Source organism: Legionella bozemanae, from assembly GCF_001648595.1.
GTDB lineage: Bacteria > Pseudomonadota > Gammaproteobacteria > Legionellales > Legionellaceae > Legionella > Legionella bozemanae.
Genome location: NZ_LBAW01000023.1, coordinates 1 through 22755, shown reverse-complemented (window position 1 = coordinate 22755; position 22755 = coordinate 1). Strand labels below are relative to the sequence as shown.

The window sequence follows — 22755 nt, the reverse complement described above, 5'->3', positions numbered from 1 at the left end:
GGAAAAGTCTTAATAGAGAAGGAGTATTTCATGTCATTTTTTAAAGTAATCAGGATCATTATGGTGTTCATTGGGCTGGTTTTTGCGACTTCCTTTTTGAGCTCTTGTGATGGAGCGGTGAAACAGAGTTCACAAGAGTCTGATGGCTATGGAGGTCATAGCGCGGGTGGGTATGGTGGTCATGGCGGCGCTGGGCATTAAGTATATTCGCTGTTTTGGTAAGTCAGAGGTGAATGGTATCTTTTTATAATACTGGTATTACCAACAACAAAGATTACGCCCTTTAGTATTTTTCATTTTTTTTGTAACAATTATCCTTATGAGATCTGACTTATTCATTTTAGCTCCTTTTAAATGACATGAGATGGAATGATTTTTAACATTCCGACATTACAATATTATGCTAGCTAATTGAAGTCAAGTACTGTGCTTTTTGTATAGTTAACGAGTCGAATGGTGCGATAAATGGTGTTAACAACCTTGATTTAGGGTTAATAGAAATACTAGGACAGGTTGATTTTTGTTGCGTAGCCTGCTTTGAAGTAATAGTGAGGTAGGGGAGAATCTCAGGTTATCTATCTTATCACTCTAGCTGGTACTGTGATGGAGCCGGTGTATAAGTCTGATACTTGTCTGGATAGAAATGTTCTAAAAATCATCATAAACTTCTTTTCGATGTTTTATTGCAATAATAACGACGGTATTTGTTTCTGCTTCGATGCGGTAAACAATCCTATAATCACTAACTCGCAAACGTCTATGTCCTTTAAGGCTATATCGCAGTGGCTTACCGAAACCGATAGGATCAGCCATCAAACGCTCTTCGATGGCTTTTTTTATGAGCTTTTTGGCTGAAGTTGACAAACTAGGCATGTCGTTTTTAACAACATCTTCTATATATTCAATTTGATACAGTTTACTTCCAGGCGTCATCATGCTTCACTCTTTTTACTGTAGCATGATCACGAAATTCAGCAATGGCAGACAATACTTTATCTTCACGTCTTTCCAATGCCTCCATGATAAGTTCTTTAGCCAAGCCTGAAATCGATTTATGTTCTAGTTCTGCAAGGTAGGCAAGTAACCCTGCTGTTGATTCCTCAAAAGTAATATTTATTCTTGGATTTTTAGTAGGCATGATATTGCTCCTAAATTGGTGCCTAATATAAGTGTAACACTTTTGTATCACCTGTCAAATAGTAATACTAATAGAAACATTTGATTGGGTTACATATCATTCTATATAACTCGGGATAAATTTTTTAATCGAGAATCTACCACTATTTATTATGGAAATTGCCATCAAACTTCCTTCAACGTTAAGTTTTTTCTTTTATTACCTAACTCAAATTTTTTATTAGTATTTTTTTCGTTGCCACAAAAGATAAATCACCGGAATGACAATCAGAGTGAGGATGGTGGCACTTATCATCCCGCCAACCATCGGTGCAGCAATACGTCGCATCACTTCAGAGCCCGTGCCGCTTAATAGCATAATCGGCAATAAACCTCCAATAATGGCAGTCACTGTCATGATTTTGGGCCGTAGGCGCAGGAGTGCCCCTTCGATGACAGCGTCGTACACATTATGGCGTGTGAGTGTGCGCTGTTCTTGCTCCGCTTTTTGCCGTTGTTTTTCCATGGCCTGATTAAGAAACACGAGCATGATGACCCCTGTTTCAGCAGCAACTCCCGCCAAAGCAATAAAGCCAACGCCCACGGCAACTGATAGGTGATAACCCAATAAATACAATAGCCAAATGCCACCAACGAGTGCCAAAGGCAAGGTGGCTAAAATGATGATGACCTCAGCAAAGCGACGAAAATTGAGATACAGCAGGAAGGCAATAATGGCTATTGTAAAAGGAACAACCAGAGACAAGCGTTCTTTGGCACGCTCTAGATATTCATATTGCCCGGACCATGCCAACGAATAACCAGCGGGTAATTTTACCTGTTGCCTAATAATATTCTGAGCTTCTTTCACATAAGAACCTAAATCGCGTCCTGCAATATCCACATAAACCCAGCCATTGAGTCTGGCGTTCTCACTGCGAATCATATCAGGTCCTTCGGTAATCGTAACATTAGCCACTTCACTTAAAGGAATGGTGGCTCCTGTTGGAGTGACAATGGGCAGTGAGCGTAAGTTTTCTAATGAATCGCGAATCTCCCTCGGGTAACGCAAGTTAACCGGATAACGTTCCCTTCCTTCAATCGTTTGTGTCACATTCATTCCACCCACGGCTGTTTCAATAATTTGCTGAATGTCTTCAATATTTAACCCATAACGCGCGGCTTTCACGCGGTTGATATCTACTGTCACATAACGGCTGCTGGCTACTCGTTCAGCAAAAACAGACGTTGTGCCCGGTACTTTCTTCAACACGGTTTCAATTTGTTGACCAATAGATTGAATGGTTTTTAAATCAGGTCCTGCAACTTTAATCCCTACAGGCGTTTTAATCCCAGTGGCTAACATGTCAATGCGGGTTTTAATGGGCATCACCCACGCGTTGGAAAGCCCTGGCAATTTGAGACGTGACTCCAGTTCATCACGCAATTTATTCATAGTCATGCCAGGACGCCATTCATTTTTAGGTTTGAACTGGATGGTGGTCTCTATCATCGATAAGGGAGCTGGGTCCGTTGCTGTTTCAGCACGCCCAATCTTACCAAATACCGTTTTAATCTCAGGGATACTTGCAATCAATTTATCCGTTTGTTGTAAAAGTTGCTGTGCTTTGCCTGCCGAAATGCCTGGAAAAGTGGTTGGCATGTAGAGTAAGTCCCCCTCATCCAGTTCTGGCATAAATTCACCACCAAGATAAGAGACAGGCCAAAATCCAATAAGCATGATGAAGGCTGCGATTGTCAGTGTTGTTTTGGGTGTTTTCAAACTCGCTTGTAGAATCGGTCGGTAAACAGCCATTAAGGCACGATTGATTGGATTTTCTTGCTCCGCCTTTATTTTGCCACGGATAAGATAACCCATTAATACAGGTACTAAGGTAATTGAAAGTGCTGCAGCAGCTGCCATCGCATAGGTTTTGGTATATGCAAGCGGTGCAAACAACCGTCCTTCTTGAGCTTGTAAGGTAAAGACAGGTAAGAAGCTCACCGTAATGATAAGTAAAGAGAAAAATAAAGGTGGCCCCACTTCAAGAGCTGCTTGTTGCATCATTGGCCAGCGATTTTCTGAAGTAATGGCATTATGCTCTAGGTGCTTGTGGGCATTTTCAATCATGACAATGGCCGCATCTACCATGGCACCAATGGCAATAGCAATACCCCCTAAGGACATAATATTGGCATTAATCCCTTGCACATGCATGACTATCAATGCGAGTAAAATAGCAATAGGTAAGCTAATCACAATGATTAATGAAGAGCGAAAATGGAATAAAAAAACCACACAAATTAGGGAAACAACAATAAATTCTTCAATTAATTTATCCCTTAAAGTATTAATCGCTCGTTGGATTAAACTTGAGCGATCATAGGTAGTAATGATTTCCACGCCTTTAGGAAGACTTGCTTGCAATTGATTGAGTTTTGCTCTGACACCGGCAATGGTTTGCATGGCATTTTGGCCTGAGCGCATGACAATAATGCCACCCACTACTTCCCCTTCGCCATTTAATTCGGTCATACCGCGTCGTATTTGTGGACCTAGTTGTATATGAGCGATTTCTTTTAGCAAAATGGGTATGCCATTTTTACCTAAACCCACTGGAATTTGCTCAATGTCCCGAATGGATTGCAAATAGCCTTTGGCTCTTATCATGTATTCTGCTTCGCCCATTTCAATGGTGGCGCCTCCTGCTTCACGATTACCTCTCTGCACCGCTTGCTTGACCTGGTCGAGAGTCAAACCGTAGGCGCGTAATCGGTTGGGATCTAAAGTAATTTGATATTGTTTCACCATGCCACCTGCAGTGGCTACTTCAGCAACACCAGGTACTTTTTGTAATTCAAATTTGAGAACCCAGTTTTGTAAACTGGTGAGTTGAGCTAAATCATGTTGGCCTGTGCGATCAACAAGCGCGTATTCATAGACCCATCCAACACCTGTTGCATCAGGTCCTAAAGCTACTTGTGCTCCAGGTGGTAATTGATTGGCAATTTGGCTTAAATATTCCAGAACCCGTGAACGTGCCCAATACAGATCAACGCCATCTTTAAAAATGATATACACATAAGACACCCCAAAACCTGATTCACCTCTTACTGTAACAGCTCCGGGTACTGCTAACATGGCGGTGGTTAAGGGATAAGTCACCTGATCTTCAACCACTTGTGGTGCTTGTCCGGGAAATTCTGTTTTAATAATCACTTGGACATCCGATAAATCGGGAATGGCATCAACAACGGTGTTATTGATGGTGTAGAGGCCTCCTACTATCATCATTACAGTGACGAGTATCACTAGAAATCGGTTGTTAATTGACCAACGAATGATGCTTGCAATCATGGTTTTTGTCCTTTGGGGTTCGTTGATTGTATCCTTTTTTCATTTTCTTCAGGTGTTTCCAAGCGCTCCAAACCCGCTTTTAAATTCGACTCGGAATCAAGCAGAAATTGTCCGGAAACAACGACGTTTTCTCCTACCTTAAGGCCCGAAAGAATTTCGACTCGATCACCCGATTCCATACCTGCTTTGACTTGGCGGACTTGAAAACGTCCCTTACCTAAGGCCACGATCACTCGATCACCTTGTGGACTTCGAATCAAAGCCTCAAGAGGAATACTCAGCACATTGGATTTCGGATTGACCAGGATAGAAATGCTGGCATACATATTAGGTTTTAATTGATTATCGGGATTATCAAAACGAAATCTTACTTTGACGGTGCGAGTCATGGGCTCTAATCGAGGGTAAATATATTCTACCCTACCTTTCCATTGTTTTTGTGGGAACGCTGAGATTCGTGCTTCGGCTTGGTCACCTATCTTGACCCAATTGGCTTGTTCTTCAAAAATTTGGGCAATCATCCAAACGTTGGCAAGATCAACTAAACTCATTATTTCCACATCCGGCGTAACTCGCATACCTTCTCGAATATTAAGAGCGGCAACAATGCCATCTTGTGGAGCATAAACAGCTACTAATTGATTCGATTGATGACCTTTTTTGATGTCTTGAATTTGTTGTTCGGAAATGTGTAATGCTTGTAGTCGTTTATAAGACGCTGTAATTAAGGATTGATTATTACCTTCCAAGGCAATTAGATATTCTTCTTGGGCAGTTACTAATTGGGGTGAGTAATATTGCAACAGCAATTGGCCTTTTTTAACAGAATCACCTACTGCCTTGACCACCAGATTTTTCACCCAGCCATCAGCATAAGTATGAATATGACTGATTTGATTTTCATTAGGCTCTACAAACCCCACTGTGTCTATATGTCTTGCTAATGTTGTTTGTATCACTGGAACTGTTCGTACACCAAGATTATTGACTACAGAGGGTGAGATTTGAACTGTTGTTTTTTCACCTTTTTCTTGGTTGTCGTCTGGATAGACCGGAACAAGTTCCATGCCCATGCGCGATTTTCCGGGTCCTGGGTAATGAATCATTGGCTCCATGGGATCAATCCAATAGAGTGGTTTTTTGTTGGTTGCCTCTTGTGAAGCTTTTCCAGTAATGATGTTAGTTGTCCAACGTCCCAGGAACACTCCCAAAATAATGGAGATTACGATTATGAGTAGTAATTTCTTGTTCATAGAGCAACTCCTTCTAAATACAGTAGTGTTGCACGGGATTTCAGGCGCTCAACTTGTATCTGTACTTGTTCCAGTTGAATGGTTAATTGACTGCTGTAGGCGCGTAGCACGGTGGTTAATTCAGTGGTTGCATTTTGATAAGCCAATAAAGCCGCTTTGGCATTTTGTTTTGCTTCAGGAAGCAATTGCTTTTCATAGATGGTTTCACGTTCTGAAAGACGCTGCCACGTCGCATATTGCGCACTGAGTACCTGAAGCAAATCTCGATAATGTGTTTGTCTTTCAAAGTGGCTCGCATTGAGTCGATTGAAACTGGCGCTTAATCGCCTATCTTGGCGATTGGCGGTAAAAACAGGTAAATCCATGGTCACTTGAGCCGTTACCATATCCGACCGAGGCATCATCCCATCTGGCATTCTTCCCTGTCTAAAACCATAACTCACGCCCAATAACCAACCTGGTTTATATTGTTCTTTAGCGTAGGCAACCTCGTAACAGGATGCTTTCACATTGGCCGCATCGGCTTGTAACAAAGGATGTTTGGGTAATCGAGCTTGTAGCTGGTTCAATGGTGGTGGTCTAGGCCATCGGGGCATAGAAAGCACCAATGAGCGATTAACTTCCTTAACTCCAATCCATCGAGCGAGTTGCGCGCGTAATACAGCCAGTTGTTGTTGAATTTGAATTTCCTGATCATTGAGGCGGGATAATTCCAATTCCACTTGAATCACATCGGATTGATTAATTTTACCGTTACTGTATTGAGATTGCGTGACCTTCAGTAAATCCTTATATAACAACCGATTGGCGTGAAGAACCTGCAAGGCTTTCGTCCAATAATACAGATCTAACCAAGTTTCTCGTACGTTACGTAACAAGGTGATGACTTGATCAAAGGCTTTTTTAAGCTCTACTTTCGCTAACGCTTGTGTTTGTTGGGATTTCATCTTTAAAGAGCGACCCCGTGGAAATTGCTGTTGCAAACCGACCTCTACCATGGTCATCATGTCTTGGGTAAAACTGAAGGTATCGGTAGGGACATTAATCGTACCTGCCAGTAATTGTGGATCGGATAATTGGCCATCGGCGACGGCTTGCTGTTGTAACGCTTGGCTATTTGCTTCGAAACGTTTTAATTCAGGGGAGGTGTCAAGAGCTAAATGTTCTGCTTCTGTTAGTGTGAGTGGTTCTTTTTGGGTAGCAGCAAAGGTTACTCCTCCCCAGCATAGATAAATAATTGCAATAACCCCTTGAAGAAAATGCCTTGTTTTCATGCAATACCTTTGACCAAATAAACCAACTAAGTTTGTTTAACATACCTTTATAGTAATATAAATATTACTGGGAATAACACTGAGTGCGGAAAGAAATATCGAAATACATCAAGTGATTATCTAACACACTCAGCTCCAAATGTAGTTACATGTATTGACCACCATTGATATCAAAATTGGATCCTGTAATAAAACCACTTTGTTCGTCAGCCAAAAAAGTGACTAATCGTGCAATTTCCTGCGGATGTCCCAATCGCCCGACCGGGATTTGTGCAACTATGGTATTTAAAATGTCTTCTCTCATTGACGCTAACATTTCTGTTCTAATGTATCCCGGTGAAACGGTATTCACAGTAATCCCTTTTTTGGCAACTTCTTGCGCAAGACTTTTAGTAAATCCATACAATGCTGATTTACTGGCCGCATAATTACACTGCCCAAATTGACCCTTGCGCCCATTAATGGAAGAAATGGTAATGATGCGACCATACTCATTATCCAACATATTCGATAACACCGTTTTCGTCATGTTAAAAACGCTATTTAAATTGGCATTGATGACATCATGCCATTGCATTTCTGTCATTTTTTTCAGCGTCGCATCCTGGGTAACACCTGCATTATTGACGAGCACATCGATTTTTCCGTATTTTTCAATGACCAAATCCGTTAGTTTTTCGCAATCTTTGAATGAAGAAATATCAGCATAGGCAATATCTAACTCAAATCCCTCATGAGCTTGCTTTTGTTGCCAAGTTCTTGCTAAATCATGATTACCGCCTTTGAAATAACAGGCAACCACTTGATAGCCCATCTGATGCATGGCTTGACATATCGCTGTTCCAATACCGCCTGTGCCACCAGTTACTAAAGCAATCCGTTTATTCATTTTGATTTTTCCTCCTTGAATTTTAGTTATGTCAAATGTTCAAATAATCACTCACAGGCTTTTAAACAATCCAAGCAGGATTGGATGCAACTTTTTATAGTCCATGTCATTCTCCTTAAATGTTATAAATAAATTACTTAGAACCTCCTCCCTTTTCTTCCATTGAATCAATCATCCCTATATATGATATTTAAAAAACAGGCAGCAATTAAATAAGGGCAAGAGGCAAGCATCAGCTGATTCATGATGGCTCTTGTGATAAGGATATGGGATGTCAATCCTTAAATTTCTTAAAGCTTAAATAGGTTGGTTGTTTTATTTATTGAAAAATTTTAAAGGTTGCAGAATAAATACCCCAATTCTCTTATTCAAGGATATATATTTTGCCAGAATTAGCATCGATGCGTAATTTAATTTTTTTCTCTTCTTTATCAAGAGCCTTTACCTCATACTGACTGCCGTGCGCTTCAATTTTGAAAATAGTATGATAGCCAGCATCTTCAATTCTCTGCGATGCTTCAAGCATTGAGATGGGGTATTTCTTGGTTTTTGAATTGGTGTTGATAAAGTCCCCTGTATTTGGGTTCATTCGAAGAATAAGCTGAATCCCTTTCTCATCAAAGGCTTCCACCTCATATAAACCATCATCAAATTCAACTTCTCTTATCGCGCTGTAACCGCGAGTCTGTAGGATTTTTAAGAGTTCAGACATAGGTAAGGTGCGACTGGGAATTTCATCGGCCAGGATTGTTTGTGTGGCTAAAGAAAAAATAAGGCCGCCACAGATTGAAATAATAACTTCTTTTTTCATATTCTCCTCCTGTGTTGACGAGATTAAAATTTCATCAATTTAACACCGTGTTTTTTATATTGAATGAATATAAATGAAAGTAGTACAATTTATTTTTATTTCATCCATAATAATGTTGTTAAAAAATAACAGCAAGTGAGTTATTCCAAGGATGCAAATGATGAAAAAATCTAGTTTAGTAACCCCATATGTATTAGTGCTCATTTCTTTAATGTTTTTGTTGACTTCCTGCGCTTCTTTTATTAGCAAAGTAGATTCAAAAAACGATAAACATCCTAAGCGAGTATTTAGTGGATATCACCCGCATGGCCATGGTCACGGACACCATTAAGCCAAATTATATTAAAACGTTGGCATTAAGATAACCGTTAGTGATTCATATTAATGCATGGGTATGGTGTGAAAATATTTTTAATATAAAGACAAATAGAATCCATTTTTTTCGATGTGTTTTAAGGCTTGATTGATTTGGTTCATTAGCATCTTAGAATCCATTTTGGCCATGATTCCATAACCGATGCCGACGGGGAAGGGCTTACCTAATCCTTTAAACAAGGCGTTATTATTGGTTATCCAATAATCATCCGAAAAGTCATCCATCAACAGGGCATCTACTTCCTGTTGATTTAAGGCAGTGATGAGTTGATTGGTTGAAGGATATTCTCTAACCCTATTGTTTTTAAATTTCTGAGTAATGAGTTGTTTGAAGAGAGAGCCTCTGATAATGCCTATTGATCTATTGTTGAGTTTTTCAAGAGATGTAATTGAGTCGTTTTTTGTGGCCATAAAACGTGCTGCACTTGCCAGATAGGGAAGACTAAAGAGAAAGGTTTTCTGTCGTTCGTTGGTGATGATAATTGCCGCTATACCCAAGTCAATTTTACTCGCTTTTAATTCTGTAAACAGCTCGTCAAACAGCATGGGTTTCAATTGACACTGAGCTTTAATTTGCTTACAAAGCTCTGTTATGAGCTCAACATCAAATCCAAAGAAATGATTTTTGTCGGCATTCATTGAAAACGGCGGGGCATACGCTACTATTCCAATAGTTAATGACTGAGCCTTAAGTTCGGCAGTCAAGATTATTAAAAAAACAAATAATAATCGTAGGTACATAGGATAAAAAAATTAATGGATTATAAAGATCAGTGTATACCAGTTTGGTAATCATTTCAGTGAGTTAATGCTATGATTTTCTGGTTTTTTTAGCAATAAGGTGTATCAAGGCCCAAAATCAAGGTACACTGGAACGATAAGGTTTGACAAGGATTTGATAGGGTAGGGAATGCGTTATTTATTTTATTATGTTATGTGGAGTGCAATGAGCCTTGTAGCGAGTGAGGCGCTCGCGGCCACCTCTTTGACATTCAAACAAGCCCTGGGCATTGCTTATCGCAATAATCCCGAATTACAAGCCGAAATAGATAAAGCACAAGCCATGCGTGGTGCTTTTATTCAAAGTGGTTTGTATCCTAATCCCCAACTGACTTTAACTGCGGAAAATTTTGGAGGGTCTGGAAGTTATTCAAGTTATGAGGCCGCAGAAACGACCGTATCTATAACACAACCGATTCCCTTAGGCGGTCGTCTTAAGTATTTGAAAAAAGCAACTTATGCAGATTATTTAGCCTCTTTAGCTCAAATAAATGTTCAAAAAGCAGCATTGTATATGGCTGTAGGAGGTGCTTATGTCGATGCATTTTATGCAGTTCAATGGTATCAGGTGACCCGAAAACTTGTTCGTTTGAATCAGGATATTGTGACTGCCATCAATAAACGAGTTAAAGCCGGGGTAGGTGCGGAGCTTGATTTGCGCTTAGCGCAAATTCGATTGGGGGATGCACGTATTCAAGAGCAAAAAGCAGGGCGTGATGCGCTCTTCTTACGGGCAAAATTAGCACGGTTACTTGGTAATGGCTTGCGTGTGGACAGGCCTTTGATTGATAAAGGTTTGCCCGATGTGGCGTTGAACTGGTCTGAGTTATTAAAAAAAGTGCCGCAAAGCCCACAAATGCTGCAAATGCAGCTGCAATTACAAGCCAAGCGCGCCGCCATTACTGCGGCTAAAAAATCAGTATGGCCTGATTTAAACATTCAATTGGGTAGCCGGCATTTTGAGGATGACGACAGTAATGCTGCGGTGATGTCGGTCTTTGCAGATGTGCCTGTTTATAACCGCAATCAGGGAAAGATTTTGACTGCGGAAGCACAATACTCCCAAACAACCTATGAGTTTCAAGGGACGCGTCTTGAGGTGCGTCAAAATGCATACAATGCCTTTTTACAGGCGCAGCAAACTAAGTATGAAGCACAATTGGTGACAAAATCTCTGCTGCCTTTAGCGCGCAAGTCAATTAAGCTTGCCCAAGATGGTTATCAAATGGGGCGATATACCTATATTGAATTATCCACTTCGTTAAATAATTTATATGAAGAAGAGCGTCATTACCAACAAGCTCATGCCGATTTTCATAAAGCACTCATTCAATTGACTGGTCTTTTAGGGTTGCATCCGACAAAGGAAAGTAAATGAAACTTATAAAAAAATTCGTCTCTTTGTTATTCTTAATTATCTTTTTGTCGACACTAATTACTCCTACGGTATTTGGGGCTGACGACGACACCAAACAAGAGAGTGAGTCTCAAGAAGAGTTCGAAAAAGGTCCAAAAGGAGGCCGTCTTTTTAAAAAAGACAATATAGCTCTTGAGTTGTTCCTCTTTGAGCGTGGGATGCCACCCCATTTTCGTGCTTATCTTTATCAAGAAGGAACAGCCATTCCTCCTAATTCATCGCAGCTTACTGCAGAATTAACCCGATTTAACGGAAGGAAGGAAGTGATTACATTTAGGCCTGTCGAGAATTTTTTACAAAGCAATCAGGTGATTAAAGAGCCTCATTCATTTGATGTGTCACTTCAATTACGGATTTCAGATAAAACCTACAACTGGCAATATAAAACGTATGAGGGAAGGCTTAAATTAGTTCCTGCCATACTTCAAGCAGCAAATATTCAAACTGAAAAAGCAGAAAGCCAAACCATTAAAACTCAATTAAAAGTAGTGGGAAAAATTGCGCCTAATCGGGATACTATGGCACCTATCTATGCACGCTATGCAGGCATTATTAAACTGATGAATAAAAACTTAGGCGATGAGGTGATTAAAGGCGATTTATTAGCGACAATTGAAAGCAATGAAAGTTTACAAAATTACAATATTAATGCACCTATCACAGGAACTATAGTGCAAAAATATGCAACGAATGGCGAATTGGCTCAAAATAACAAACCCATTTATGATGTGGCGAATTTAACCAATGTATGGGCTGACTTTACCTTATATCGCAAAGAAACCCCGCTAGTAAAAAAGGGAATGACTATTGATGTAATTGGTGATGAAGGAAAACCTAAAACGACGAGCACTATCTCCTACATCGCTCCTCTTGGGATAGAGGACAGTCAAACCACTTTGGCACGTGCAGTCTTACCCAATGAAGGACGCTTATGGGTTCCCGGTATGTATGTCAACGGTTATATTATCATCAAAGAAAAAACAGTGCCGGTGGCGGTGCTTCTTACGGCACTGCAACGCATGGGCGAACAAGACGTAGTATTTGTCCAGCAAGGCGATTATTTTGAGGCGACTCCTGTAGAACTTGGCCAACGAGACAAACAATGGGTTGAGGTTATATCAGGGCTTGATGCAGGCCAGCATTATGTGACTAAGAACAGTTTTTATCTAAAGGCGGAGTTGGGTAAGGAAGGCGCAAGTCATGAGCACTAGGGATTAAGATGCTGGAAAAAATAATACGTTTCTCTTTAAAACATCGTTGGTTTATTCTGTTGTTTACCGTGATTAGTGCTGCGCTTGGTGTTTATAATTATCAAAGACTTCCTATTGATGCGGTACCTGATATTACCAATGTTCAGGTACAAATTAATACAGAAGCCTCTGGATATTCGCCTTTTGAGGTAGAACAGCGAATCACTTTTCCTATTGAGTTAGCACTTAGCGGCCTACCTAATCTCGATTACACCCGGTCTTTATCTCGTTATGGGTTGTCCCAAGTGACTGTGGTTTTTAAAGACGGAACTAATATTTTTTTTGCAAGACAGCTGATTAATGAGCGCTTACAAGAAGTCAAAGACAAATTACCTCCTGAGGCTGAAACCACATTAGGACCTATTTCTACAGGTCTTGGTGAAATTTTCATGTATACGGTGACGAATAAGCCCAATGTGCCTAAAAGTCAATGGTACAACCCCACAGGCCTTCGCACCATTCAAGATTGGATTATTAAGCCGCAATTGCGTAATGTGGAAGGGGTAGCAGAGGTCAATACGATTGGGGGTTATGCAAAACAATTTCATATTACGCCCGATCCTTCCAAGCTAGTACGTTATAACTTAGGTTTAAATGATGTGGTTGAAGCCCTCCAACGTAATAATGCCAACGTGGGTGCGGGTTATATAGAACGCAATGGCGAACAAAATCTAATTCGTGTTCCTGGACAAGTGAAAAACATCCCGGATATTGAAAATATTGTGATTGCCAATTTCGAAGGAACTCCAATACGCATGCGTGATGTGGCAGAAGTGGTCTTCGGGAAAGAGTTACGCACGGGGGCAGCTACAGAAAACGGCCAAGAAGTGGTTTTAGGCACGGTGTTTATGTTGATGGGTGAAAACAGTAGAACAGTTTCTGAGCGGGTTGCTGAGAAGATGAAAGAAATCAATAAGTCGCTTCCTGAGGGTGTTGAGGCTGTTATTGTTTATAATCGCACTTTGCTTGTTAATGCAACAATTAATACGGTTAAAAACAATTTGCTGGAAGGTGCACTGCTCGTTTGTATTATTCTCTTTTTATTTTTAGGAAATATCCGTGCCGCATTGATTACTGCTATGGTCATTCCCTTATCCATGTTACTGACCATCACGGGCATGGTGACTCATAAAATCAGCGCAAATCTTATGAGTTTAGGTGCGCTGGATTTTGGATTGATAGTAGATGGTGCGGTGATTATCGTAGAAAACTGCATCAAGCATTTAGGGGAAAAGCAACATAATGCACAACGACTATTAACGCTTGAAGAGCGTTTAAAAGTGATTTCTTATGCCACCACCGAAGTCATTCGGCCCAGTATTTTTGGAGTTTTTATTATTACCGTGGTGTATCTTCCCATTCTTACGTTAACGGGTGTGGAAGGAAAAATGTTTTTGCCTATGGCAGAAACTGTGATTATTGCTCTGCTGTCCTCGATGTTATTTGCGCTTACTTTTGTACCGGCAGCGATTGCTATTTTTTTGCGAGGACGTGTTCAAGAAAAAGAAAATTGGCTGGTACATTACCTTGCAATGGGCTATGCGCGTATTTTGCGACGATCTTTTCATGCGCGGCGTGGGGTTATAGGGGCTGCGGTTATCTTGGTTATATTGAGTTTGTTTATTGCATCGCGTATGGGTAGCGAATTTATTCCAAGCCTTGATGAAGGGGATATTGCCATGCATGCCATGCGTATTCCAGGGACAAGCTTGACCCAAGCCATTGTTATGCAGGATTTGGTTGAACAGCGGGTGAAACAATTTCCAGAGGTAAAAGCAGTATTTGCCAAATTGGGAACCGCAGAGGTAGCTACCGATCCGATGCCACCTAATGTTGCTGATACCTTTATTATTCTAAAAAAGCGCAGGGATTGGCCTAATCCCAAAAAACCCAAACAGGAACTGGTACAGGAAATTGAAAATGCAGTGAGGCAAATTCCAGGAAATAATTATGAATTTACCCAACCCATTCAAATGCGTTTTAATGAACTGATCTCGGGTGTTCGTAGTGATGTCGCGGTCAAAGTATTTGGCGATGATATGAATACTTTATTGGAGATCGCAGAAAACATCAGTACACAACTTAAAAAAGAACCTGGAGCGGCAGATGTCAAAATCGAACAAGTGAGTGGATTACCTCTTTGGACGGTGGTAATTAATCGCGATACTTTGGCGCGTTACGGGTTGCAAGTCGGCGCTGTTCAAGATGCCATAGTCATTGCTACCGGCGGAAAAAAGGGTGGCGAGCTATTTGAAGGGGATAAGCGTTTTGATATCGTAGTACGATTACCTGAGTCGTTCCGCACTGATCTTGATGTATTGCGGGAAGTCTTTGTACCACTTCCACCATCTAAAGATAGTGAGCGGCATTTTATCCCATTAAGTGAAGTCGCAAACATGGTACGAAGTGAAGGACCCAATCAAATTAGTCGTGAAATGGGTAAACGCAGAGTGGTGGTTAGTGCCAATGTGCGAGGCAGTGATTTAAGTACCTTTGTAAATAATGCAAAACTGCGCATTGAACAGAACGTTAAAATACCTAGTGGTTATTGGATAGACTGGGGTGGGCAGTTCGAGCAATTGCAATCTGCCTCACAACGGTTACAGATTGTGGTGCCCGTGACGCTACTTGGCATTTTCTTATTACTGTTTATGAGTTTTGGCAGGGCGAGAGATGCATTGTTGGTGTTTACAGGTATTCCTTTGGCTTTAACTGGCGGGGTTTTTGCTTTGTGGCTACGAGGTATCCCTTTATCTATTTCGGCAGGTGTGGGGTTTATTGCCTTATCAGGGGTGGCGGTGCTCAATGGCCTTGTGATGATTACGTTTATCAATAAGCTTCATGAACAGCAAAAATTTTATTTAAAAGATGCAGTGTTGCAAGGGTCACTGGCTCGACTAAGACCGGTACTGATGACTGCATTAGTGGCCTCTTTAGGGTTTGTGCCTATGGCACTGGCAACAGGCACGGGTTCAGAAGTGCAACGACCTTTAGCGACGGTGGTGATTGGGGGAATTATTTCTTCTACGTTTTTAACACTATTGGTGCTTCCTGGTTTGTATTATGTGTTTCATAAACGACGCCCCAAGAATCATCTAAAGAAGAACCCTCTGGATAATCAATAACTAAGCAATGCGATTGATTTTTGACTGATAAGCGATGACAGATTTGACAATTTCAAGGGGTTGGCTATATTTATAGTTAAATACTTATTTAACTGTTGAACTCAATATGCTAACTCACGATCAACTTATTACTTTAAGCGATACACTGCATTTAATGGGTGAGCCCAATCGCTTGCGGCTTCTACTTACATGTCTTAAAGAAGGATCTAAATCTGTGTCTGAATTAGCAGAGCAATTAAACCTTTCCGTCCCCTTAGCAAGCCATCATTTAAGTTTGTTACGTTCTGCACGGTTACTGAGTGCCAATCGAGAGGGAAAACATATTTATTACAGTATTTTTGATGCGCATGTACGCTGTATTTTGGACGACATGCTGCGGCATTTTGCTGAAGATGAGGAGGAAATAACATGAACCTTTTAAAACGCTTCCTAGGTAGCTACCTGAATGGGCATCATGGGCAAAATCGTAGTTCTCATCAAAATGGATACGGTAATTCCCATCATAAGCAAAAAAATCATAACAACAACTATATCTCTCAAAATGAATCTCAGGGAGTTATATGTACACGGTGTCAAACTCACAATGAGCCAGGAGCTCGATTTTGTGGGCAATGTGGTCAGGCAATCCAAAATACAGCATGTCGCTGTGGTGCATCCATTCCTGCTGGAGCTAAATTTTGTGGACAATGCGGGAGCTCATTATGACAACTCCATTAACTGCGACAACATTTTTTGTGGCGGGGCTCGATTGTCCTGCAGAAGAGCAGCTCATTAGAAAACAGTTACAAGATGTTTCTGAAATTGAGCATATGGAATTTAATTTTATCGCCGAGGAGGTCACGATTCATCATCGTCTTCCTGTCGTTGATGCATTGCAACAGCGCATTGAATCATTAGGCATGAGTGTTCGCACGCAAGGTACTCGTCGTTTAGCTAAAGAAGGCGAAAAAGCAATCTCTGATTTTTCTTGGAAAATCATTCTACTAGCGGGTATTTTGGCATTGTTTTCAGAAATTATGGCCTATTATCTGAATACGGAACTTTCAGTCTGGATTATTGCTCCTGCTTTATTGGCGATTGGCTTAAGCGGCCCTCCGACCTTTAAAAAAGGATGGTTGGCTTTGCGTACCAAGGCGATGAACATTAACAGTTTAATGTTGATTGCCATTATTGGCGCGGTATTTATTGGTGCATGGCCTGAAGCGGCGATGGTGACCGTATTGTTTGCTTTAGCTGAACGTATTGAGCGCTATTCTTTAGATAAAGCACGACTTGCTATTCGCAGTTTGATGCAAATTGCACCGGAAGTTGCACGAGTAAAACAGGATAATGGGCAATGGCAAACGATTCCTATTGAGCGGGTGCACTTAGACGCTGTTTTTAAAGTAAAGCCTGGAGAGCGTATCCCTTTAGATGGAGTCGTTGTTTTAGGTAAAAGCACGGTCAATCAAGCGCCGATTACGGGCGAGTCCATGCCGGTGAGTAAAAAGATAGATGATACGGTTTTTGCGGGAACACTCAATGAATATGGGGTGCTTGAAGTCAAAGTCACGAAAGCTTCTGGAGATACCCTTCTTGCCAAAATTGGGAAGGCCATTGAACAAGCGCAAGCAGAGCGTGCGCCAACGCAACGTTTTGTCGATGTCTTTGCACAATATTATACGCCGATTATGGTAATGATTGCTGTTTTAATTGCATTAATTCCGCCGTTGGTTTTTGGTTACCCTTTTTATGACTGGATCTATAAAGCGCTCACTTTATTAGTGATTGCATGCCCTTGTGCTTTGGTTATTTCGACCCCGGTGACGGTGGTGAGCGGCTTAGCCTCTGCCGCCAAGCATGGGCTTTTAATTAAAGGTGGAAGTTATTTAGAAACTGGGCATGAGTTAAAATTAATTGCCTTAGATAAAACGGGCACCTTAACTGAAGGTAAACCAGTAGTGACTGATTTTATTGTTCATGATAAGCGTAGAACAAAAGACGAGTTGCTTCTCATTGCTGCAAGCCTTGATAGCCATTCAGAGCATCCTGTAGCACATGCTCTAGTGACTTATTGGCAGCAAGAGCAGCCCGACTCTGCTTTATTAGAGGTTGATGAGTTTGCGGTGCTCCCTGGTCGTGGCGTGCACGGTTTGGTGCAAGAGGACCTGTTTTATGTAGGGAATCATCAACTGGCTGAAGACAATCACGTTTGCAATCCTGAAATAGAAAAAGAGCTGAAACGATTGGAGGAAGAAGGAAAAACCACGGTTATTTTAAGCAATAACACTACGGTGCTTGCTCTGTTTGCGGTGGCTGATACGTTGCGTCAATCCAGTCAGTGGGCTATTGCAAGGCTTCATGAGCAAGGGATAAAAACAGCAATGCTGACCGGGGACAATGCAGTAACGGCACAGGCGATAGCCAAACAGGTAGGTATTGATGAAGTGAAGGCCAATGTATTGCCTACAGATAAACTGCAAGCAATTAATCAACTCTTGGCACAGTATCAAACGGTAGGCATGGTGGGCGATGGTATTAACGATGCGCCGGCCTTGGCTAAAGCAAGCATTAGTTTTGCAATGGGTAAGGGGACAGATACCGCATTAGAAACGGCTGATGTAGCCTTGATGAATGATAATTTGGCCATGCTGCCCTTATATATTGATTTAAGCCGCAATACGGCAAGAATTCTTCGACAAAACATTAGCTTATCCATCGCCATTAAAGGAGTGTTTTTTATTTTAGCGCTTGGAGGCATTGCTACTTTGTGGATGGCTGTTTTTGCAGATATGGGGGCTAGTTTAATCGTTGTGGCAAATGGATTGCGGCTTTTGAATTCTCATAAAGGACATGCAGACATTCAAGAGGCTTAAGAAATATCGAAAGAGGGAGGAGTCGATGATTCAAGAATGCAGTAAGAGGTGTCTTATGGCTGATTCGTTACATTTTCTAGTAGTCGATGACTCATTGGGCGAACGCATTCTAATGCGTATGCAACTGCAGAAATTGAATCATAAGGTGGATATGGCCTGCGATGCGAATTCCGGTTTGGAGCTGGCCTTAATGAGGCGTTATGATGTGATTTTAATTGATAAGAATTTGACGCAAGGATTTAACTGCCAGGAATTGATTATGCATATTCAACAGCATTCAGAGTTGAACCAAACAACGCCTGTCGTGATATTGACGAAAAATCATCATATAGATGGAATGCAACCAGATACAATGCAGTGTGTGAAGCCTTTTACATCACAAGACGCTTTAAAACTAATTGATTCAGTAAACCGGTTGAAGCAAACTAAATAAGGTAGCTGTTTGTGTTGTTATTGAGGAGTTTGTATGCATCTATTTTTAAGGAATAAAGTGAAAACAGGAAATACATCATGTTTGAGACTGTTTTTGGCGATGAGCATTATTTTTTGGGGAGTGGCGTTAGTGTCTTGTACTTCGACTCAATCAATCCCCAAAGAGGCTCATCCTGAAGGTCTGTATGCTGGGGATTTTGGTGGTAACGGGGAGCATGTGCATGAATTACATAACAAGAAAGTTCAGGAACACTAAATATGGAAATGAATCTATGGACTTGGTTACTGCTAGGGGTGTTGGGTATTGTACTTGTAGGTGTTTTGGTTTTTCTCAAAAAACAGAAGAAAACCATTCACTTTTATTCTTTTTTAATCATACTCCTAATCTTGGCCGCTATTTTTTTTCATGGAGTATCATTTCAATTGCATTGATAGGCTTTCTGATTGCGCAAAATTTCTCTTCTTTGTCATGTCAATGAATTAATGATGCCCATGCCCATGTCCATGAGGATGATATCCAATGAACGATTTATTAACGAATGCATTATTTTTTGAGTCATCCTTAGAGAAATAATGTTCACAGGAGCATAATAAAGTGACAGAAATTAAAAAACAATATTTCCAATTTTTTAATAAGGTATGTTTTGTCATATATTTTCTTTCTGAATGAACTTATTACACATTATAGACAATGAGGTATTGAATATTAAAGAAATCGATTCTGATTTTTAAATTAATTGAACATGACTTAAGTAAAAATACAGGTCGTTGTGTATTATTTTTTGGAATGACCACCTGAAAAATTCTATTAATGAATTTAGTGAGGTGATAATGAGCAGAGAGATTCTGAAATCTCGTGCTGAATAGGAGGTGGTAATGAACACTGATGTAATCCCACGACGTTTTGTGATTCCATTGGGTACCCGATTGTTTATTGGATTTATGACTCTTGGATTACCTTTATTAATATTGATTATCCTTTTAGTGCCCAAAGTAAACTATATAATCCACCTGAGTCATAAAATTCAAAATGAGAATTTGCCGCCCATTCTTGATTCCCAAATTTATCAAGCTCAAGACATTTTGGAGCATTGGGCAATGACAGGAGACCCAAAAGATAAGACTTATTTTGACCATATATGGAATGAAATTCATCAAGTTAGAGTCCAGGGTGATCAAGTAATCCAAGTGTTAGATAATCAAGAAATACAACATAAATGGAAAAAGCTTCAACAGCTTTATAAATCGTTGCATCAAGCTCAACTATCAATAATAAATGCTCCAAGAGATCCTAATAATCCAGATAATGTAGAGAATAGCAGGAACAAAACACGAGCCATTCAAAAATCAATGATAGATCTCATTGTTGGTCCTTATTCGGAGATAACGGGTAAAAGAGAAGGGGGGCTATTTAGAGACTTATCCAAAGAAATTGAATCCCATATAAATGAAATAGATAAGAATTTAATTTCTTTAAAAGAATCCGCTTTGTGGCTGTTGATTTTAGCAATTGTTTTAACAGTGATTGTCCCTTATATGACTCAGCGAGCATTATCCATTCCACTGGATAATGCAATAAATACTGCTGAGCGAATTGCTGCAGGAGAGCGAAACGTAACAATTGAAATCCTATCGTCAGATAAATTAGGCAAGCTGCTTTTATCCCTAAAAATCATGCAAGATGCAATAAAAAAGAATGAAGAAATGCTTCGTAACCAAGAGGAGGAGACTCGAGCGTTATTGGAAACACTGATTAATTCTTCGAAAAAATTTAGTCTACATAGCAGTAAAGTTGCTTCCGGTGATCTTCGCCATCGTCTTGAAATAGAAAATGAAGGAATATTACAAGATTTGGGTCGAGATTTAAATTCCATGACGGATAGGCTTTCATCGATAACAAAAAAAATTACACAAGCGAGCAGTGATATCGTTACAATGGTGGGAACGGTACTCACTTCTGCTAATAAACAAGCAAAAGAAATTAGTTCCCAAGCATCTGCGATTAATCAAATCAGTGCTTCATTAGAAGAAATAGACAATAGTTCCAAAAAAACTATGGCTAAAGCTCAGGTTTTACGAGAAGTAGCTCAAAATACCTATGAACAGGGAAAGCGAGGTGCTCAATCTGTAGAACAAAGCATTCTGGGTATTAGGGCTGCAGAAGAAAAGATGAAGCTTATTGCGCAAACTATTCTTGATTTAAGTAACCATATGCAACAAATCGGTGAAATTACTTTAGTAGTAAATACGCTTGCCCAACAATCCAAGATGTTAGCATTGAATGCATCAATTGAAGCATCAAAAGCAGGAGAATCTGGAAAAGGTTTTGCCGCAGTGGCAACTGAAGTAAGAAACCTTGCAGAGCAATCAGAACAGTCCACAGTGCAGGTGCAAAAAATTCTTGAGGACATACGGTGTAGCACTGAAAAAGCGGTCATCGTTACCGAGGAAGGAGCTAACACTCTTGATTCAGGAATTAAGCTCATTGAGAAAGCAGGCGACGTTATTCATGCGCTAAGTAAAATGATTAGTGAAGCATCGATTTCAAGCCAACACATTGAGGTGTCTGTTAGGCAAGAAGCAGTTGGAATTGAGCAAATCGTTGAGAGTATGAATGAAATTAATCGTGCTACCGCAACTTTTTCTAGTGGCATAGAAGAGATGATGACATTTATTCATCATTTAGATGATATTGTTAAACATCTAAAAGAGGATATTAGTCTTTATAAAGTTTAGAGGGTTTTATTGAGGTTCGGCCGGGACCCTGACGAAAAGGACCGTTTCCTGTTTATTTTTAATTCAATTTAAATTCCACCCTCAATTTTTCTCTATGTCCCGTCAAGAGTTAATTAATATACAGTTAGCTGATGTTGATTTAACTAATTGCCGAATAAAAATTAATCAAGGCAAAGGTAAAAAAGATAGAGTTGTACCTTTTCACCAGCATTTAAAGAAACTTTAGCACTTCATATAAAACAATATAAAAATGAAAATAGACTTTTTTTATTTGAGTCAGGATTTCGTCGCCACTATACTGATCGAGGAATTAGAAAAATTCTGATGAGATATGCTAAGCTTGCCGGTATTGAACGCTCTATCTCATCTCATAAATTAAGGCATTTTTTGTTTACTTGGCTTAAGAAAAAAAATATTGATGATGCTTTTATTCAACCTTACTCCGGACATGCGAAAAGAGACTCTCTGGAAATTTATTCAAAATTAAGCTTAGCTGATGCACAAGATAAATATAATGATGTCATAGGGGACTTTCCAATCTAATATTTTATATTTTTGCATCAGGGCGCAATGTGATGGACTCATCCTCTTTTAATCGGCCATAGCTTAGGCCAAGATAACTGATTTAACGATTTAAGAGAGAATCCAATGAATAATATTAGCCTTGTAGGTATTGATTTAGCAAAAAATATATTCCAATTGCATGGGATAGATAAGCAAAGAAAAACGATCATAAAGAAAAAAATTAATAGAGCTAATTTGATGGATATTGGGGTAGCGACCCCATCCGTGTCAGAATTTACGGTTTGACATCTAAATTTGCTCTAAAACCGTAAATTCTCTCACATCCTCTATTTCCGATTGATCAATAGCTGCATCGGTAAAATAAGTACCCATCGTAATCAAATGCTTATGTGGTAAAAGTGATATATGAGTTAGTGTATTATCGCTTATAACTTCGCCGTTGTTTTTAAGTTGGGTAATAATTTCTGTCATTCTCATCGTATTCCAATATGGCCTACTGCTCCGGAACTTGTATATGGACTCATCCGGGATTGCAATATGTTCTAATGTAGTGAGGTTT

24 protein-coding genes are annotated in these 22755 nt (G+C 40.1%); 14 read left to right on the top strand and 10 right to left on the bottom strand.

From position 1 onward, the window contains the following. The first annotated feature begins 30 nt into the window (after window positions 1-30). Window positions 31-201 carry a hypothetical protein gene (locus A8O27_RS19080; RefSeq protein ID WP_165483281.1) on the top strand — a complete coding sequence of 57 codons (171 nt, stop codon included), beginning with the start codon at window positions 31-33 and terminating at the stop codon, window positions 199-201. Between the two features lie 447 nt (window positions 202-648). Here A8O27_RS19080 and A8O27_RS14705 read toward each other — a convergent pair whose 3' ends face one another. From A8O27_RS14705 to A8O27_RS14675, 7 genes are all read right to left on the bottom strand, one after another. Next, window positions 649-936, bottom strand: a complete 288-nt coding sequence (locus tag A8O27_RS14705; protein ID WP_011946126.1) for a type II toxin-antitoxin system RelE family toxin — start codon at window positions 934-936, stop codon at window positions 649-651. After that, window positions 917-1138 (bottom strand): hypothetical protein, encoded by a 222-nt coding sequence (locus A8O27_RS14700; RefSeq protein WP_011946127.1) that lies wholly within the window; start codon window positions 1136-1138, stop codon window positions 917-919. The genes A8O27_RS14705 and A8O27_RS14700 overlap by 20 nt, the downstream gene beginning before the upstream one ends. Before the next feature lie 219 nt (window positions 1139-1357). Beyond that, window positions 1358-4474, bottom strand: a complete 3117-nt coding sequence (locus A8O27_RS14695) for an efflux RND transporter permease subunit (protein ID WP_058460939.1) — start codon at window positions 4472-4474, stop codon at window positions 1358-1360. Continuing rightward, window positions 4471-5727 (bottom strand): efflux RND transporter periplasmic adaptor subunit, encoded by a 1257-nt coding sequence (locus A8O27_RS14690; RefSeq protein ID WP_058460940.1) that lies wholly within the window; start codon window positions 5725-5727, stop codon window positions 4471-4473. Before A8O27_RS14690 ends, A8O27_RS14695 begins: the two co-directional genes overlap by 4 nt. Further along, window positions 5724-7001 (bottom strand): TolC family protein, encoded by a 1278-nt coding sequence (locus tag A8O27_RS14685; RefSeq protein ID WP_058460941.1) that lies wholly within the window; start codon window positions 6999-7001, stop codon window positions 5724-5726. The genes A8O27_RS14690 and A8O27_RS14685 overlap by 4 nt, the downstream gene beginning before the upstream one ends. 145 nt (window positions 7002-7146) lie before the next feature. Continuing rightward, window positions 7147-7890: an acetoacetyl-CoA reductase gene (phbB, locus tag A8O27_RS14680; RefSeq protein ID WP_058460942.1), complete on the bottom strand. Its 744-nt coding sequence runs from the start codon at window positions 7888-7890 to the stop codon at window positions 7147-7149. A 364-nt stretch (window positions 7891-8254) separates the two neighbouring features. Next, window positions 8255-8701: a PepSY domain-containing protein gene (locus A8O27_RS14675; protein ID WP_058460943.1), complete on the bottom strand. Its 447-nt coding sequence runs from the start codon at window positions 8699-8701 to the stop codon at window positions 8255-8257. A gap of 157 nt (window positions 8702-8858) precedes the next feature. On the opposite strand from A8O27_RS14675, the gene A8O27_RS18810 reads away from it, so the two are divergent. Further along, window positions 8859-9032 (top strand): hypothetical protein, encoded by a 174-nt coding sequence (locus A8O27_RS18810; protein ID WP_154669250.1) that lies wholly within the window; start codon window positions 8859-8861, stop codon window positions 9030-9032. 80 nt (window positions 9033-9112) lie between these two features. Here A8O27_RS18810 and A8O27_RS14670 read toward each other — a convergent pair whose 3' ends face one another. Then, window positions 9113-9817, bottom strand: coding sequence for a transporter substrate-binding domain-containing protein (locus A8O27_RS14670; protein WP_082642505.1), 705 nt, complete (start codon window positions 9815-9817; stop codon window positions 9113-9115). A gap of 169 nt (window positions 9818-9986) precedes the next feature. Between A8O27_RS14670 and A8O27_RS14665 the strand changes: the two genes are divergently transcribed. The 9 genes from A8O27_RS14665 to A8O27_RS19075 all read left to right on the top strand — a co-directional run bounded on the left by A8O27_RS14665 (window position 9987) and on the right by A8O27_RS19075 (window position 19367). Continuing rightward, on the top strand, window positions 9987-11234 hold the full coding sequence (locus A8O27_RS14665; protein ID WP_058460944.1) for a TolC family protein: 1248 nt from the start codon (window positions 9987-9989) through the stop codon (window positions 11232-11234). Then, on the top strand, window positions 11231-12484 hold the full coding sequence (locus A8O27_RS14660; protein WP_058460945.1) for an efflux RND transporter periplasmic adaptor subunit: 1254 nt from the start codon (window positions 11231-11233) through the stop codon (window positions 12482-12484). The genes A8O27_RS14665 and A8O27_RS14660 overlap by 4 nt, the downstream gene beginning before the upstream one ends. Before the next feature lie 8 nt (window positions 12485-12492). Then, complete coding sequence (locus A8O27_RS14655; RefSeq protein WP_064115115.1) at window positions 12493-15648, top strand: CusA/CzcA family heavy metal efflux RND transporter; 3156 nt, start codon at window positions 12493-12495, stop codon at window positions 15646-15648. Between the two features lie 106 nt (window positions 15649-15754). Further along, on the top strand, window positions 15755-16060 hold the full coding sequence (locus tag A8O27_RS14650) for an ArsR/SmtB family transcription factor (RefSeq protein WP_058460947.1): 306 nt from the start codon (window positions 15755-15757) through the stop codon (window positions 16058-16060). Continuing rightward, on the top strand, window positions 16057-16353 hold the full coding sequence (locus A8O27_RS14645; protein ID WP_058460948.1) for a zinc ribbon domain-containing protein: 297 nt from the start codon (window positions 16057-16059) through the stop codon (window positions 16351-16353). Before A8O27_RS14650 ends, A8O27_RS14645 begins: the two co-directional genes overlap by 4 nt. Further along, window positions 16350-18503 (top strand): heavy metal translocating P-type ATPase, encoded by a 2154-nt coding sequence (locus A8O27_RS14640; RefSeq protein WP_058460949.1) that lies wholly within the window; start codon window positions 16350-16352, stop codon window positions 18501-18503. The genes A8O27_RS14645 and A8O27_RS14640 overlap by 4 nt, the downstream gene beginning before the upstream one ends. Window positions 18504-18528: 25 nt before the next feature. Then, on the top strand, window positions 18529-18936 hold the full coding sequence (locus tag A8O27_RS14635; RefSeq protein ID WP_235810598.1) for a response regulator: 408 nt from the start codon (window positions 18529-18531) through the stop codon (window positions 18934-18936). A 33-nt stretch (window positions 18937-18969) separates the two neighbouring features. Then, window positions 18970-19191, top strand: coding sequence for a hypothetical protein (locus A8O27_RS14630; protein ID WP_235810599.1), 222 nt, complete (start codon window positions 18970-18972; stop codon window positions 19189-19191). Window positions 19192-19193: 2 nt separating this feature from the next. Further along, window positions 19194-19367 carry a hypothetical protein gene (locus A8O27_RS19075; protein ID WP_165483280.1) on the top strand — a complete coding sequence of 58 codons (174 nt, stop codon included), beginning with the start codon at window positions 19194-19196 and terminating at the stop codon, window positions 19365-19367. Between the two features lie 48 nt (window positions 19368-19415). On the opposite strand, the gene A8O27_RS19070 is transcribed toward A8O27_RS19075, so the two are convergent. Then, window positions 19416-19586, bottom strand: a complete 171-nt coding sequence (locus tag A8O27_RS19070; RefSeq protein WP_165483279.1) for a hypothetical protein — start codon at window positions 19584-19586, stop codon at window positions 19416-19418. A gap of 225 nt (window positions 19587-19811) precedes the next feature. Between A8O27_RS19070 and A8O27_RS14625 the strand changes: the two genes are divergently transcribed. The 3 genes from A8O27_RS14625 to A8O27_RS18805 all read left to right on the top strand — a co-directional run bounded on the left by A8O27_RS14625 (window position 19812) and on the right by A8O27_RS18805 (window position 22481). Then, entirely contained in the window at window positions 19812-21671 is a 1860-nt protein-coding gene (locus tag A8O27_RS14625) for a methyl-accepting chemotaxis protein (RefSeq protein ID WP_064115114.1), read from the top strand. Between the two features lie 234 nt (window positions 21672-21905). Then, on the top strand, window positions 21906-22214 hold the full coding sequence (locus A8O27_RS18570) for a tyrosine-type recombinase/integrase (protein ID WP_202972305.1): 309 nt from the start codon (window positions 21906-21908) through the stop codon (window positions 22212-22214). A 105-nt stretch (window positions 22215-22319) separates the two neighbouring features. Further along, the gene (locus A8O27_RS18805; protein ID WP_154669249.1) at window positions 22320-22481 is read left to right on the top strand and encodes a hypothetical protein; all 162 of its coding nucleotides are present in this window, start codon (window positions 22320-22322) and stop codon (window positions 22479-22481) included. Between the two features lie 3 nt (window positions 22482-22484). Here A8O27_RS18805 and A8O27_RS14615 read toward each other — a convergent pair. Continuing rightward, a partial coding sequence (locus tag A8O27_RS14615; RefSeq protein WP_154669248.1) for a Tn3 family transposase occupies window positions 22485-22755 on the bottom strand: 271 nt, incomplete at its 5' end.